General features: G+C 65.9%; 8 protein-coding genes. All 8 read right to left on the minus strand.

Translation table 11 applies throughout. The features are described 5' to 3' along the window. Positions 1 to 3630: an urea carboxylase gene (uca, locus tag CW360_RS13600; RefSeq protein ID WP_101194061.1), complete on the minus strand. Its 3630-nt coding sequence runs from the start codon at positions 3628 to 3630 to the stop codon at positions 1 to 3. 132 nt (positions 3631 to 3762) lie between these two features. Further along, positions 3763 to 5571: an allophanate hydrolase gene (atzF, locus tag CW360_RS13605; RefSeq protein ID WP_245874723.1), complete on the minus strand. Its 1809-nt coding sequence runs from the start codon at positions 5569 to 5571 to the stop codon at positions 3763 to 3765. Between the two features lie 173 nt (positions 5572 to 5744). Next, on the minus strand, positions 5745 to 8477 hold the full coding sequence (locus CW360_RS13610; RefSeq protein ID WP_101194063.1) for a hybrid sensor histidine kinase/response regulator: 2733 nt from the start codon (positions 8475 to 8477) through the stop codon (positions 5745 to 5747). Between the two features lie 104 nt (positions 8478 to 8581). Next, positions 8582 to 9883, minus strand: coding sequence for a phosphoribosylamine--glycine ligase (purD, locus tag CW360_RS13615; protein ID WP_101194064.1), 1302 nt, complete (start codon positions 9881 to 9883; stop codon positions 8582 to 8584). Positions 9884 to 9971: 88 nt separating this feature from the next. Further along, a complete protein-coding gene (gene purH, locus CW360_RS13620) occupies positions 9972 to 11579 on the minus strand; it encodes a bifunctional phosphoribosylaminoimidazolecarboxamide formyltransferase/IMP cyclohydrolase (protein WP_101194065.1) in 1608 nt (535 codons plus the stop codon). 97 nt (positions 11580 to 11676) lie between these two features. Continuing rightward, the gene (fis, locus tag CW360_RS13625) at positions 11677 to 11997 is read right to left on the minus strand and encodes a DNA-binding transcriptional regulator Fis (protein ID WP_093984387.1); all 321 of its coding nucleotides are present in this window, start codon (positions 11995 to 11997) and stop codon (positions 11677 to 11679) included. Next, entirely contained in the window at positions 11994 to 12992 is a 999-nt protein-coding gene (dusB, locus tag CW360_RS13630) for a tRNA dihydrouridine synthase DusB (protein ID WP_101194066.1), read from the minus strand. Before dusB ends, fis begins: the two co-directional genes overlap by 4 nt. Before the next feature lie 130 nt (positions 12993 to 13122). Continuing rightward, on the minus strand, positions 13123 to 14496 hold the full coding sequence (locus CW360_RS13635) for a DUF3426 domain-containing protein (protein ID WP_101194067.1): 1374 nt from the start codon (positions 14494 to 14496) through the stop codon (positions 13123 to 13125). Between the last annotated feature and the right edge of the window lie 31 nt (positions 14497 to 14527).

A 14527-nucleotide genomic window follows, 5' to 3' on the forward strand; every position in this document is an offset into this window, starting at 1 on the left:
TCAGGCGGCCTCGGTGGGGGTCAGCAGGAGCAGCGCATCGCCGGGCGTCACCGCCTTGCCGGGGGCGCAGCGCACGGCCTTGACCGTGCCGGCGACCGGTGCAGTGACTGCCAGCTCCATCTTCATCGCTTCCACCACCAGCAGCGGGGCGCCGGCCTCGACGTGCTGGCCGGGCTCGACCAGGACTTTCCATACGCTGCCACTCATCTCGGCGCTGACCAGGTGGCCGTCGAGGTCGCCGTCATCGCCCTGGACGCAGACCAGCGGTGCGGCGGCGGCCGGATCGTCGTCCCGCCACAGCTGTACCTCGGCCTCGAAGGCGGCTTTCTGGCGTGTCTGGAAGTCGGCGATGGACTCGGCATGCTCGGCGAGGAAATGCCGGTACTCGGCGAAATCGAACTCGCCGTGCTCGATGCGGATCTGCGCGCGGCCCTCGCGGAAGGCCTCGCGGAAGGCATCCAGCTCGGCTTCGCTGACCGGGTAGAAGCGCACCTGATCAAAGAAGTGCAGCAGCCAGGGCTGGCCATCAACGAACTGGGCGTTCTTCACGAACTTGTTCCAGATCGGCAGGGTGCGTCCGACCAGCTGGTAGCCGCCGGGCGAGTCCATGCCGTAGATGCACATGTACATGCCGCCGATGCCCACGGTGCCTTCGGCGGTGTAGGTGCGCGCCGGGTTGTACTTGGAGCTGAGCAGGCGGTGGCGCGGGTCCAGCGGTACCGCGCAGGGGGCATCCAGGTAGACGTCGCCGAGGCCGAGGATCAGGTAGCTGGCGTCGAACAGGATGTCCTTCACCTCGTCGCGATGGGCCAGGCCATTGGCGCGCTGAATGAAGTCGACGTTGTTCGGCAGCCAGGGTGCCTCGCTGCGCACCGTTTCGCGGTAGCGCTGCACGGCGCCCAGCGTGGCGCTGTCCTCGAAGGCCATCGGCAGGTGGACGATACGGCTCGGCACCTTGAGGCTGGCGACGTCGCCGAGTTGTGCTTCCAGCTCGAGCAGCCGGGTGAGCAGCGCCTGCTGGTGCAGCACGCGGCTGTCATAGCGCAGTTGCAGCGAGCGCACACCGGGGGCGAGTTCTTCCAGGCCGGCCAGTGGTGCGGCCTTGAGCGCTTCCATCAGCAGGTGTACGCGCAGGCGCAGGGCCAGGTCGAGCACGTTGTCGCCGTATTCCAGGAGGATGTAGGCATCGCCGGCCTGGCGATAGACCACGCGCGGCCGGCTGCCCGCTGCCGGCAGCTCGGCGAGGATAGTGGCCGAGGTGCTGGCGCCGGGAAGCAGGCTCGGCGCCGGCAGCTTCACTGCGCTGACCGCGGCCAGTGCCTGCAGGCTGCCCAGCTGCGCCTGCTCCAGGCTTTGTGCCTGCTGGAAACTGATGGGGTGAAAGCGCAGTCGGTCGCCGGGCTTGAGCTGGCCGACTTTCCACAGTTCGGCCTTGGCGATGGTCACCGGGCAGACGAAACCGCCCAGGCTGGGGCCGTCCTGGGTGAGGATCACCGGGAAGTCGCCGGTGAAGTTGATCGCGCCGATGGCGTATTCGCAGTCGTGCACGTTGGAGGGGTGCAGGCCGGCCTCGCCGCCGTCGGCGCGGGCCCAGCTCGGCTTGGGCCCGGACAGGCGCACGCCGAGGCGGTTGGAGTTGTAGTGCACTTGCCACTCGGCGGCGAAGAATGCCTCGATGGACTCGGCCGTGAAGAAGTCCGGCGCACCATGCGGGCCATAGAGCACGCCGATGTCCCAGGTGTTGCCGTAGACCGGGATCAGGCTGGGGTCAACGGCCTGCGGCAGGGCCTCGGGGGCTGGGGTGGTGCAGGCGGCCAACTCGGGCTGGGAGATGGCCAGCATGTCGGCCGGGCGCAGGGTACGCCCGGCATGCCCGCCGAACTGGCCGAGGGCGAAGGTGGAGCGGCTGCCCAGGTACAGCGGCACATCCAGACCGTTGCGCACCGCCAGGTAGGTTCGGCAACCGCTGGTCGCACGGCCTAGCTTGAGCAACTGGCCGGCCTTGACCGTGATCGGCTGCCAGTAGGCCACCGGCTCGCCGTCGAGGCTGGCCGGACAGTCGGCGCCGGTCAGGGCAATAAGCGTGTCGCTGTGAAAGCGCAGGGTCGGGCCCTGCAGGGTGAACTCCAGGCCGGCGGCGCTGGCATGGTTGCCGACAATCCGGTTGGCCAGGCGGAAGGCGAAGTTGTCCATCGGCCCGGACGGCGGCACGCCGATGTCCCAGTAACCCAGGCGGCCGGGGTAGTCCTGCACGCTGGAGTGGGTGCCCGGCTCGATCACCTCGATCACCCGGGCGTGGAAGGCGAAGTCGTCGAGCAGGCGGGTCCACACCTCGCCCTTGGCGAAGCGTTCGTCGGCCACCACCTGGCGCAGGTAGTCGAGGTTGCTGGCGATGCCGTGCAGGCGGGTTTCGCCCAGCGCGCGGCGCAGCTTGGCGATGGCTTCATTGCGGCTGGCGCCATGCACGATCAGTTTGGCGATCATCGGGTCGTAGAAGGCCGAGACTTCGCTGCCGGTACTGACCCAGCTGTCGACGCGCACGTCGTCGGGGAAGTGTACTTCGCTGAGCACGCCGGGGCTGGGCTGGAAGTTCTTCAGCGGGTCCTCGGCATAGAGGCGTACCTCGATGGCGGCGCCCTGCGGGGCGCGGCGCAGTACGGCCCAGTCGAGTTCGTCGCCGGCTGCCACGCGCAGCATGCACTCGATCAGGTCGAGGCCGGTGACGGCCTCGGTGACCGGGTGCTCAACCTGCAGGCGGGTGTTTACTTCGAGGAAGTAGAAGTCGTCGCGGGCGGCGTCGTAGATGAATTCCACGGTACCGGCGCTGCGGTAGGCAACCGACTCGCCGAGCTGCACGGCGGCGGCATGCAGGCGCTCACGGGTAGCCTGCGGCAGGTTGGGCGCCGGGGTTTCCTCGACCACCTTCTGGTTGCGCCGCTGCAGCGAGCAGTCGCGTTCGCCGAGGGCCACGACGCGGCCGGTACCGTCACCGAAGATCTGCACCTCGACATGCCGGGCCTGGTAGACGAAGCGTTCGAGGAACACCCCGGCATCGCTGAAGAATTGCTCGCCCATGCGCTTGACGCTGTCATAGGCGCTGGCCAGGGCTTCGGCGTCGGCGCAGCGGGTCAGGCCGATGCCGCCCCCGCCGGCGGTGGTCTTGAGCATCACCGGGTAGCCGATGGTCTCGGCGGCGGCCAGGGCTTCTTCCAGGCTGTCCAGCAGGCCGGTGCCCGGCGCCATCGGCACCCGGGCCTCGCCGGCCAGTTCGCGGGCGCGGTGCTTGAGGCCGAATTCGCGGATCTGGGTCGGAGTCGGGCCGACGAAGGCGATGCCGGCGGCCTCGCAGGCTTCGGCAAACTCGGCGCTCTCGGAGAGAAAGCCGTAGCCGGGGTAGATGGCCTGGGCGCCGGTTTCCTTTGCTGCGGCGAGAATCTTGTCGATGCGCAGGTAGCTGTCGGCCGGCTTGTCGCCGCCGAGGGCGATGGTGATGTCGGCGTCACGCACGTGCTGGGCATTGCGGTCGGCGTCGGAATACACCGCCACGCTTGTCACGCCCAGGCGCTTGAGGGTGCGGATGGCGCGAACGGCGATCTCGCCACGGTTGGCGATCAGGACTGTTTCAAACATGGGAGGCCTCCGTGGCGAGATCGCCGTGGCGGGCTGCGCCCACCCGGCACTTTGACTGCGTCGCTGCGCCGCTTTGCGGCTGGTCACCCCGGTTGGCGATCAGTACGGTCTGGAACATGGACTATCCCTTCCTCAGTTCTTGGCGGTTTGCAGGCTGGCGAGATAGGCGCGCCAGCCGCCGAAAGCAGTGATGTCGCGCGCGCCTTGCAGGGCGTAGGGCTCGCAGATGAACCCCTTGACCCAGCGGCCGTCGGCCAGCTGCAGGTTGCCGATGCCCAGCGGAGGCGGGATCTCGGCGACGAACTCGCCGAAGCGCGCCTGCGGCACGTCCCACAGTTCGACGATGATCTCTGCGCCGTCCTCGGTGACCCGCGCCAGGCCCGGCTTGGGCGGCACGCTGCCGGGTAGGGCGTAGAGGCGGTAATGCGCGGCGCTGGTGGTCTGCTCGACCAGTACGGCATTGCGCGTGGTGAGCTGGAAGTTCAGTGGCATGCCGGTCAGGTGCGCGCCGACCACCGCCACCCGCACGCTGCCCGGCGCCGCTGTATCGTCGCTGGGCTGCTGGGGCAGCGGCTGGCCGGTGGCACCCAGAGGCAGGCCGCTGGCCTGCTGCCAGCGTTGCCCGAGCGCGGCCAGCGCCTGGTCGTGCCAGGCCGGGGCGATCAGGGTGATGCCGGCCGGCAGGCCGTCATCGCGGAAACCGGCGGGCAGCGCCAGGGCGCACAGGTCGGCGAGGTTGGTGAAGTTGGTGTAGGTGCCGAACTGGCTGTTGAACAACACCGGCTCTGCCTGCATCTCGGCCAGCGTGCGGAGGGTTGGCGAGGTCGGCACCACCAGGGCGTCGAAGCCGGCCAGGAGGTCATTGATCTTCCGACTCAGTTCGGCGCGGATGTATTCGGCCTGGTAGGCGTCGCAGGCGCTGTAGGCGTGGCCATTCTCGACGATGCCGCGCACCACCGGGTTGATATGTGCAGGATCAACGCCTTCCAGCGCCACCGTGCGTTCGGCGACCCAGGGGCCGTAATAGAGTTGCTCGGCCAGTTGCTGGAAGGGCGCGAAATCAATCTCTTGCAACTCGGCGCCCAGTTCGCGCAGTTTGCCCAGGGCGGCCTCATAGACGGCCTGGTTCTGGCTGTCGCCGAAGAACTCGGGATTGCTTGGCACCGCCAGGCGCGGCTTGGCCGGCATGCCGACCTTGGCGCTATTGGGGTTCTTGCGGCTGTAGGCATCGGCAGCGTCGTAGCCGCCGGCGATGGTGGCCACGGCCAGGGCATCGGCCACGGTCAAGGCGAATACCGAGATGCAGTCCAGCGTCTTGCAAGCCGGCACCAGGCCGCTATTGGGCAGCCAGCCCTTGGTTGGCTTGAGCCCGACAATATTGTTGAAGCCCGCCGGTACGCGGCCGGAGCCGGCGGTGTCGGTGCCCAGGGCGAAGGGCACCAGGCTACGCGCCACCACGCTGGCCGAGCCGGAGCTGGAACCGCCGCTGACGTAATCCGGGTTGAAACTGTTGGGCACCGCGCCATACGGCGAGCGGGTGCCGACCAGGCCGGTGGCGAACTGATCGAGGTTGGTCTTGCCGATCAGGATGGCACCGGCAGCGCGCAGGCGGGCGACCACTGTAGCGTCGGCCTTGGCCGCATAGGCGAACTCCGGGCAGGCGGCGGTGGTGCTCCAGCCGGCGGCGTCGATATTGTCCTTGATGGCAAAGGGGATGCCGTACAGTGGCAGCTGGCTGATTTCGCCATCCACGGCGGCCAGGCGCTCTTGCAACTGATCCAGCTGGCTCTGCAGTTGTTGTGCGCTAGCCAGGCTGATCCAGGCCGGATCTTCGGCGCGACAGGCGGCCAGTAGTTCTGCGAGCACGCTGGGTTGCAATTGCTGGCTACGGTAGGCCTGTTGCCAGTCGCGCAGGGTGAAGGCTGGGAGGGCGTGGGACATGCTCTGCAATTCCATCTTGTATCCAAGTGACAAGATGGCTTGAGCAAGGTCAGTGCCAGGTTTTTAAAGTCTAATTAATTCAGTGGTTTATGTGATTTTTTTGTGGCGGGAGAGGCGGTATGCCAGGGAGGGATGCACTGCGCTGGGGCCTGTCTGCCTGCTGCTGGTGCGTGTCAGGCCTGAGGCGGGTGTTTCTGCGCTATCCAGTGGGCGAGTAGTTCACGCAGCTGCAGCAGCTCGACGGGCTTGGCCATGTGGCCATCCATGCCTACAGCCTGCGCGTGTTCCTTGTGCTCGCTGAGCACGTGGGCGGTGACGGCGATGATCGGGGTGCGTGGCGCACCGGTTTGCGCTTCCCAGGCGCGGAGCCGCTCGGTGGCCGTAAAGCCATCGAGCACCGGCATCTCGCAGTCCATCAAGACCAGGTCGTAGTGCTGGCGCTGCATGGCCTGCAAGGCTTCCTCGCCATTGCTGGCGGTATCCGGCTGCAGGTTGAGTTTGGCCAGCATGCCGCGGATTACCTTGGTCGAGATACTGTTGTCCTCGGCCACCAGCACCCGGAAGTCACTGGGGATTTCCAGCGCGGTGGGGGCGGGTTGCTCGCTGGCTGCCGGGCGTTGGCTGAGCTCATCGGCGAGGGTCGCGCGCAGGGTATAGCCGGCCACGGGCTTGGCCAGCACCCGGCGAATACCCGCATTACGGGCGTTGACCTTGCTCGGTGCCTGGCTGACGCCGGTCAGCATGATCAGCAGGCTGTCGCGGCTGAGATAGCTGTCTTCCTTGATGCGTGTGGCCAGTTGCAGGCCGGACATGCCGGGCATTTCCTGGTCGATCAGCACCAGGTCGAAATACTGGTTGAGCTGGGCACGCTTGCGCATCATGGCCAGTGCCTCGGTGCCGGAGCTGGCGCAACTGACCTGCATGCCCCAGCCGCTGCATTGTTGCTGGAGCACCTTGCGGCAGGTGTCGTTATCGTCCACCACCAGCAGCTGCGCGCCTTGCAGTGGGCCGCTGAGCAGGCTGGCTGGCTGGCTGGCTGGGTGGCGCAATGGCAGGCTCAGCCAGAGGGTATTGCCGCGTCCGCTGCCAGGCTGGATGCCAAAGTCGCCGCCCATCAGACGCAACAGTTGGCGGGCAATGACCAGGCCGAGACGGCTACTCAACTGTGGGTGGCTGAGCAGGTCCTTGCTGTGCGGCGTATCGCCGAGCAGGGCCTGGCGCTCCTCGTTCGACAGGGCCTGGCCGCTGTCCTGCACGGTAATGCGCAGGCAGGGCGGTGTCTGCTCGTCGAGGGTTGCCAGCAGCAGCACTTCACCGCCCTGGGTGTGCCGGAAAGCATGCTCCAGCAGGCTGAGCAGGGCTTGGCGCAGGCGCGCCGGATCGCCCTTGATGACCTGCGGAACCTGCGGCTGCATGAAGCTGATCAGCTCCACCTGCTGCAGTTCGGCCTTGCTGCGGAACACGTCCAGGCAGTCCTCGAACAGCGCGTTGAGATCGAACTGCACTTCGTCCAGTTCGATCTGCCCGGACTCCAGGCGAGAAAAGTCGAGTATCTCGTTGAGCAGGCCGAGTAGTTCATTACCGGCGCTGTGGATGGTTTGCACGTAGTCGCGTTGTTTGGCAGACAGGGCGGTATCCAGCAGCAGCTCGGTCATGCCCAGCACGCCGTTCATCGGGGTGCGGATTTCATGGCTGATGTGTGCAAGGAACTCGGCTTTGGCACGTAGCTCGGCACGATTGGCGGTGCGTGCCCGGCTATGGCTGAAATCGCTGTGCAGAATGCGCCGCTGTCGCTCGCTGAGCGCCAGGCTGAGTAAAAAGTGGCTGGCGATGGCGCTGGCCAGCAGGCCGCCGAGTAGCGTGGCGCTGGATACGGGCCAGTAGCCGAGGAAAGCCGGGCTGGCTATCAGCAAGCTGCTGCAGAACAACAGCTGTGCCAGGGTGAACAGCCGTGCCGGGCGATAGCCATGGCGCCAGTGACTGGCAGCGATGCTCAGCATGCACAAGGTGCCAAGTAGCACCAGCAGGAATAGCCACTGCTCGGCCAGCAGATCGCCGGCCTGGATCAGCATGGCCAGGGCGACGATGATGCCGGCTGCCGCCAGCCAGCGCTGGCCGTATTGCTCGGCACAGACTTGATGGAAAAAGCTGCGGGTGAACATCAGGCTGCAGCCCAGGGTAACCAGCACCAACAGTTCGCTCAGGCTGGCGTGTAACCAGGCCCAGTCAGGATGGGGGGCGGGCAGCAGCCCGAACAGGCTGGCGCAACTCAGCAGCAAGCCGCCCTGTGCGGCGCCCAGCCACAAGCCGCAGCGGGTTCGAGCATAGGCATAACGCACCAGGTTGTAGAGGATCAACATCACGCAGGCCCCCAGCAGCATGCCCAGCAGCAGTGGCTGTGGCTGGCTGTCGACCAGTTGGCTGGCTTCTGTCAGTTGCAGGGTAGGGCGCAGGCTGTGATTGGCGGCAAGACGCAAATACAGCTCGGCGGGTGCCTGCAAGGGGGGGAGGTTGAACAGGTAGTCCGGGCCTGGCTGGGCATTGACGGGCTGGCGTGGGCGCTCACCGGTGCTGAGTTGCAGCAGTGCCTGGTCGTCTTGCACGAGATACAGGTCGAGCTGTTGCAGTTGTGGGGCAAACAGACGGAGTAAGCGAGTCTGCTCGCTGGCCGGCAGGCTGACCTGCAGCCAGAGGCTTTTGTCCCGTCCGGGCATGGCAAGCTGCTGCAGCGGGGTGTCGCTGAACTGGACCTGGTAGCGTGAACTGCGAATGTCCTTGAGTTGCAGTGTGTTGTGTTCGTCCACCAGGCTACGCCAGTGCAGGGCATCGGCCACGGCCGGCAGACTGCTGCTCAGACAGAGCAGCAGGCAGGCAAGTAGGCGGAGGGCTGTGCTGGGCCAGTGCACGGTGATCAGAGTCCTTTCCCGGGTAAAGCGCCGCTGGGCGGCATGGCTTGCTGGAACGCAGTGGCTGGCAGCATGGCACAGCCACTGATGTTCGAGTAGCCCCGTTAGTCCTGCTGCTCGCGGGCGATGGCGCGGTAGCCTATGTCGTGGCGGTAGAAACAGCCGTCCCAACGGATCCGCTCGGCCAGGCGATAGGCCTGCTGCTGGGCTTCGGACACCGTGCGGCCGATGGCCGTGGCGCAGAGTACGCGACCGCCGGCAGTGACGATCTGGCCATCCTTCAGTGCAGTACCGGCGTGGAACACCTTGCCATCGATCTTCGCCGCGGCGTCCAGGCCTTCGATGACCTCGCCCTTGGCGTAGTCGCCTGGGTAGCCGCCAGCGGCCAGCACCACACCTACGGTCGGACGTGGGTCCCAGGTGGCTTCGACCTTGTCCAGCGCCTTGGCCAGGGCGGCCTCGACCAGCAGAACCAGGCTCGACTCGAGGCGGACCATGATCGGCTGGGTTTCCGGATCGCCGAAGCGGCAGTTGAACTCGATGACTTTCGGCGCGCCGCTCTTGTCGATCATCAGCCCGGCATAGAGGAAACCGGTGTAGACGTTGCCTTCGCTGGCCATGCCGCGCACGGTCGGGTAGATCACTTCGTCCATCACCCGCTGGTGCACGTCCGGGGTGACCACCGGAGCCGGCGAGTAGGCGCCCATGCCACCGGTGTTCGGGCCGCTGTCGCCGTCGCCAACGCGCTTGTGGTCCTGGCTGGTGGCCATCGGCAGCACATTTTCGCCGTCGACCATGACGATGAAGCTGGCTTCTTCGCCGTCGAGGAACTCCTCGATTACCACGCGCGCGCCGGCATCGCCGAAGGCATTGCCCGAGAGCATGTCGCGCACGGCTTCTTCGGCCTCGGCCAGGGTCATGGCGACGATCACGCCCTTGCCGGCGGCCAGGCCGTCGGCCTTGACCACGATCGGTGCGCCCCCGCTTTTCAAGGCATGGGCGCGCAGGTAGGCCAGCGCCGGCTCGACTTCGGTGAAGTTCTGGTAGTCGGCAGTCGGAATCTTGTGGCGGGCCAGGAAATCCTTGGTGAAGGCCTTGGAGCCTTCCAGCTGGGCGGCGGCGGCGGTCGGGCCGAAGATGTCCAGGCCGCGTGAGCGGAACAGGTCGACCACACCCTTCACCAGCGGCGCTTCCGGGCCGACGATGGTCAGCTGGACGTTCTTCTCGGCGAAGTCGGCCAGCTGCTCGATGGCCAGCACGTCGATGGCCACGTTTTCACACTTGGCTTCGGTGGCGGTGCCGGCGTTGCCCGGGGCAACGAAGACCTTCTCGACGCGCTTGTCCTGCGCCACTTTCCAGGCCAGGGCGTGCTCGCGGCCGCCGCTGCCAATCACTAATACATTCATCGTTACAATCCTGCGTTGGGCTGGAGGCTGGAGGCTGGACGAGGGAGCAGCACTTTCGTCTAGCCTTCAGCCTCCAGCGGCTGTTCAGTTAGTGCCTAAAGTGGCGCATGCCGGTGAACACCATGGCGATCCCGGCTTCATCGGCCGCATCGATCACTTCCTGGTCGCGCATCGAACCACCCGGCTGGATCACCGCGGTAATACCGACCTTGGCGGCGTTGTCGATGCCGTCGCGGAACGGGAAGAAGGCGTCCGAGGCCATCACCGCGCCGGCCACCTGCAGGCCGGCGTGCTCAGCCTTGATGGCGGCGATGCGCGCGGAGTTGACGCGGCTCATCTGGCCGGCGCCGACGCCGATGGTTTGGCGGCCCTTGGCATAGACGATGGCGTTGGATTTGACGAACTTGGCCACTTTCCAGGCGAACACCAGGTCATGGATTTCCTGCTCGGTCGGCGCGCGCTTGGTCACCACCTTGAGGTCGGCGGCGGTGATCATGCCGATGTCGCGGCTCTGTACCAGCAGACCACCGTTGACGCGCTTGAAGTCCCAGCCGGCGGCACGTTCGGCCGGCCACTCGCCGCACTCCAGCAGGCGCACGTTGGCTTTGGCAGCGACCACGTCGCGGGCGGCCTGGGAGACTTTCGGGGCGATGATCACTTCGACGAACTGGCGCTCGACGATGGCCTTGGCGGTTTCGCCGTCCAGCTCGCGGTTGAAGGCGATGATGCCGCCAAACGCGGATTCCGTATCGGTGGCATAGGCCAGGTCATAGGCCTTGCGGATGCCGCCTTCGTCATCGGTGGCCACGGCTACGCCGCACGGGTTGGCGTGCTTGACGATGACGCAGGCCGGCTTGACGAAGCTCTTCACGCACTCCAGCGCGGCGTCGGTGTCGGCCACGTTGTTGAACGACAGCTCCTTGCCCTGCAGCTGCACGGCGGTGGACACGCTGGCTTCGCCACGCTGGGCCTCGACGTAGAACGCCGCGCGCTGGTGCGGGTTCTCGCCGTAGCGCATTTCCTGGGCCTTGATGAACTGGCTGTTGAAAGTGCGCGGGAAGGCGCCGCGCTCTGCGGTGGACAGGGTGTCGCGGCTCTGCTCGATGGTGCCCAGGTAGTTGGCGATCATGCCGTCGTAGGCGGCGGTGTGCTCGAAGGCCTTGAGCGCCAGGTCGAAGCGTTGGGCGTAGCTCAGGCCGCCGGCCTTGAGGCTTGCCAGGATGCCGGCGTAGTCGCTGGCGTTGACCACGATGGCCACATCTTTGTGGTTCTTCGCGGCAGATCGGACCATGGTCGGGCCGCCGATGTCGATGTTCTCGATGGCGTCGGCCAGCTCACAGCCCGGCTTGGCCACGGTGGCGGCGAAGGGGTAGAGGTTGACCGCGACCAGGTCGATCGGCTTGATGCCGTGCTGCTCCATCACCGCGCCGTCGAGGGCGCGACGGCCGAGGATGCCGCCGTGGATCTTCGGGTGCAGGGTCTTCACCCGGCCGTCCATCATCTCCGGGAAGCCGGTGTAATCGGCGACTTCCACAGCGGCGATGCCGTTGTCCTTGAGCAGCTTGTAGGTGCCGCCGGTGGAGAGGATCTCCACGTTCAGGGCAACCAGTTCGCGGGCGAACTCAAGGATGCCGGTCTTGTCGGAAACGCTGATCAGGGCGCGGCGAACGGGGAGACGGGTGGTTTGATCGGTCATAAGGATTCCATCGAAAGGTAGGCAACGCTGGAGGCTGGAGGCTGGACGAGGGTGTCGCTTGTTCGTCCAGCCTCCAGCCTTGAACCTCCAGCGATTTTTAAAGTAGATCGTACTGCTTGAGTTTCTTGCGCAGGGTGCCGCGATTCAGGCCGAGCATTTCCGAGGCCTTGGTCTGGTTGCCCTTGACGTACAGCATCACCGACTCCAGCAGCGGTGCTTCGACTTCGGAGAGCACCAGGTTGTACAGGTCGGTTACCGAGGCACCTTCGAGGTGGACAAAGTAGTTGCGCAGCGCTTTTTCGACGCTACCGCGCAGGGTCTGGCCTTCGTCGCTGACCGCCTTGAGGTGCTGTTTCAGGTTGATGTTGTCGCTCACCGATGTGGCCCCATGCAAAAAGGTTTCGATCATCGTCGTCATGCCGCTACTCCTTCATCCCTGTTGTTCTGTTCGCGGAAAAACCGGCGAACCGCGCTGCATTGAGCGTCCGTACTGTCCAGACGATTGAACTGGGCGCGAAACTCCCCGGCGCCCGGCAGGGTTGCCAGATACCAGCCGACATGCTTGCGGGCGATGCGTACGCCCAGGTGCTCGCCGTAGAAGGCGTGCAGTGCAGTCAGGTGTTCCAGCAGGATGCTTTCGATTTCCCGGTTGTCGATCGTCGGGAGGTACTCGCCGGTGGCGAGGTAATGGTTGATTTCGCGGAATATCCACGGCCGCCCCTGGGCGGCACGGCCGATCAGCAGGGCATCGACGCCGGTGTAGTCGAGGACCTGGCGGGCCTTGCGCGGCGAGTCGATGTCGCCATTGGCAAACACCGGAATCGACAGTGCCTGCTTGATCGTGGCGATGGTGTCGTACTCGGCCTGGCCGGTATACAGGTCGGCACGGGTACGGCCGTGCACGGCGAGGGCGCTGATGCCGGCGTCTTCAGCGATTTTCGCAATGCGCAGTGCATTGCGGTTGTCATGGTCCCAGCCGGTGCGGATTTTCAGGGTGACCGGGACCGTCACGGCGGCAACCACCGCAGCAAGGATCTCGGCGACCAGGCGCTCGTCGCGCATCAGCGCCGAACCGGCGGCCTTGTTGCAGACCTTCTTGGCCGGACAACCCATGTTGATGTCGATGATCTGTGCGCCAAGCTGAACGTTGGCACGCGCGGCATCGGCCAGCATCTGCGGGTCGGCGCCGGCGATCTGAATGCTGCGTGGTTCGTTTTCGTCGCGATGAATGAGCCGTTGCTGGGTCTTGCGGCTCTGCCACAGGCGGGTGTCGCTGGTAACCATCTCGGCAACTGCCATGCCCGCGCCCAGCCGCCGGCACAGGCGGCGAAAGGGCTGATCGGTGACGCCGGCCATGGGCGCGAGGATCAGGGGATTGGGCAGCCGGTAAGGGCCAATGGATACCGCCGACATGGGTCTTCCCTGCCTGTGGGCATGCGTGCGAGTGAACGGGGTGTCGAAAAGGCTGGCGATGATACCCGCTCTGGATGACTGGATAAAGATTGTTCTGCACAAAAACTAACCAGTCAGGTACTGCGCACTATCACTCCGGCGAATGGAAACTCAGGCTGTAGTTGACCGCCTGGGTGCCCGGGTCGAGGATTTCCAGCGACACGCGGATCGGCACCTGTGGCGGCATTTCGCTACGTCCGGCCAGTTCGCCGGCCAGGTACTCGCCGGGCTTGAAGCGTCGGCTGGCCAGCAACTGGCCCTGGATATCGGCAAAGCGCAGCTCCAGCAACGGGAAGGGCTGGGTGAAGGAGGCGCGGTTGTAGAGGATGGCGTCGACCACCAGGGCGTCAGGGAACTGTGGGTGACTGCGTACCACCAGGTTGCTGCTCTTGATCAATTCGATATCGACCTTGGAGGGCAGCGTGCAGCCTAGTTCCGGGCAGAGTTGTTCGAACCAGGGGCGGTACTGATCCTGGCGGGCCAGTTCGGCGAAGTGATAGGTCACGTATTGCCCGGCCAGGGCGCCAGCAGCCAGCAGGTTGAGCAGCCCCCAGCCGATCCAGCGACCCCATGGCTTGCTGGGGCGTTGCCAGTCGAGCTGCAAGGGCTCGTTGCTCAGGTCGAGCAGGCTACCGGCGCGTAACGAGGGCTCGTGGCGCGGGGTGTCCTGTTGCTCCTCTGCGGTGCTGTCGAGGCGGCCTATGCGCGGTTCGTCGGGTTCGCTGTCGAGCGCTTGGGCGGGCTCGTCAGCACTCGGTAGCTCGTCACGTTCGGCGCGTAGCGCTTCGCATGGCGCTTCGTCGGCCACGCTGCTGCTGTTGTCGTCGAGGAAGCTGGCGCGTGGCGCGCTGTCGCGCAGAGCCTGCTGGTCTTCGGCGGCGAGCAGTTCTGGCAGGGGCGTGCTCTGTGGCGCGGTTGTGGCGTCGTCGAGCAGGCGTGGCGCGGGGGGCGCCGCCGGGCGCAGGGCGAGGAAATCCTGGGACAGTTGCTGTTCGGCGGCCTCCAGCTTGGCCAGTTCTTCGTCGAGATCGAGACTGTCCAGATCCAGGTCGTCATGGATCCACAGGGTATCCAGCTTGCTGGCAGGCTTGCTGGCAGGCTTGCTGGATGGGGCGACGCCTGGCGATGCTGTCTGTGCAGGTGCAGGTGCAGGTGCAGGTGCAGGTGCAGGTGCAGGTGCAGGTGCAGGTGCAGGTGCAGGTGCAGGTGCAGGCACGGCTGTGCGAGCCGGCGACTGGCTGGCGGCTGGTTGCGCCGGGCTGCTTGTCGGCGAGGCAGTGCCGGGTGCCGCAGGGCGGGCCGGCTTGACCGCGGACACGGCTTCGCTGAGCAATTGCTGGGCGGCGTTGTAGACATGCAGACAGGCGCCGCAACGTACCGCGCCATTGGCGGCGCCCAGCTGTGCGCGGTTGACGCGAAAGCTGGTGCGGCAATTGGGACATTGGGTGACGAAACTGTCGGTCATGCGCGAGTCCGTGCAGAAAGCGGCGATACGA

The organism is Pseudomonas fluvialis (assembly GCF_002835605.1).
Taxonomy (GTDB): Bacteria; Pseudomonadota; Gammaproteobacteria; order Pseudomonadales; family Pseudomonadaceae; genus Aquipseudomonas; species Aquipseudomonas fluvialis.

Coding starts and splice junctions, on each gene's coding strand:
- uca (WP_101194061.1), bottom strand. CDS start 3,630: ATGTTTGAAACAGTCCTGATCGCCAACCGTGGCGAGATCGCCGTTCGC.
- atzF (WP_245874723.1), bottom strand. CDS start 5,571: ATGTCCCACGCCCTCCCAGCCTTCACCCTGCGCGACTGGCAACAGGCC.
- purD (WP_101194064.1), bottom strand. CDS start 9,883: ATGAATGTATTAGTGATTGGCAGCGGCGGCCGCGAGCACGCCCTGGCC.
- purH (WP_101194065.1), bottom strand. CDS start 11,579: ATGACCGATCAAACCACCCGTCTCCCCGTTCGCCGCGCCCTGATCAGC.
- fis (WP_093984387.1), bottom strand. CDS start 11,997: ATGACGACGATGATCGAAACCTTTTTGCATGGGGCCACATCGGTGAGC.
- dusB (WP_101194066.1), bottom strand. CDS start 12,992: ATGTCGGCGGTATCCATTGGCCCTTACCGGCTGCCCAATCCCCTGATC.
- CW360_RS13635 (WP_101194067.1), bottom strand. CDS start 14,496: ATGACCGACAGTTTCGTCACCCAATGTCCCAATTGCCGCACCAGCTTT.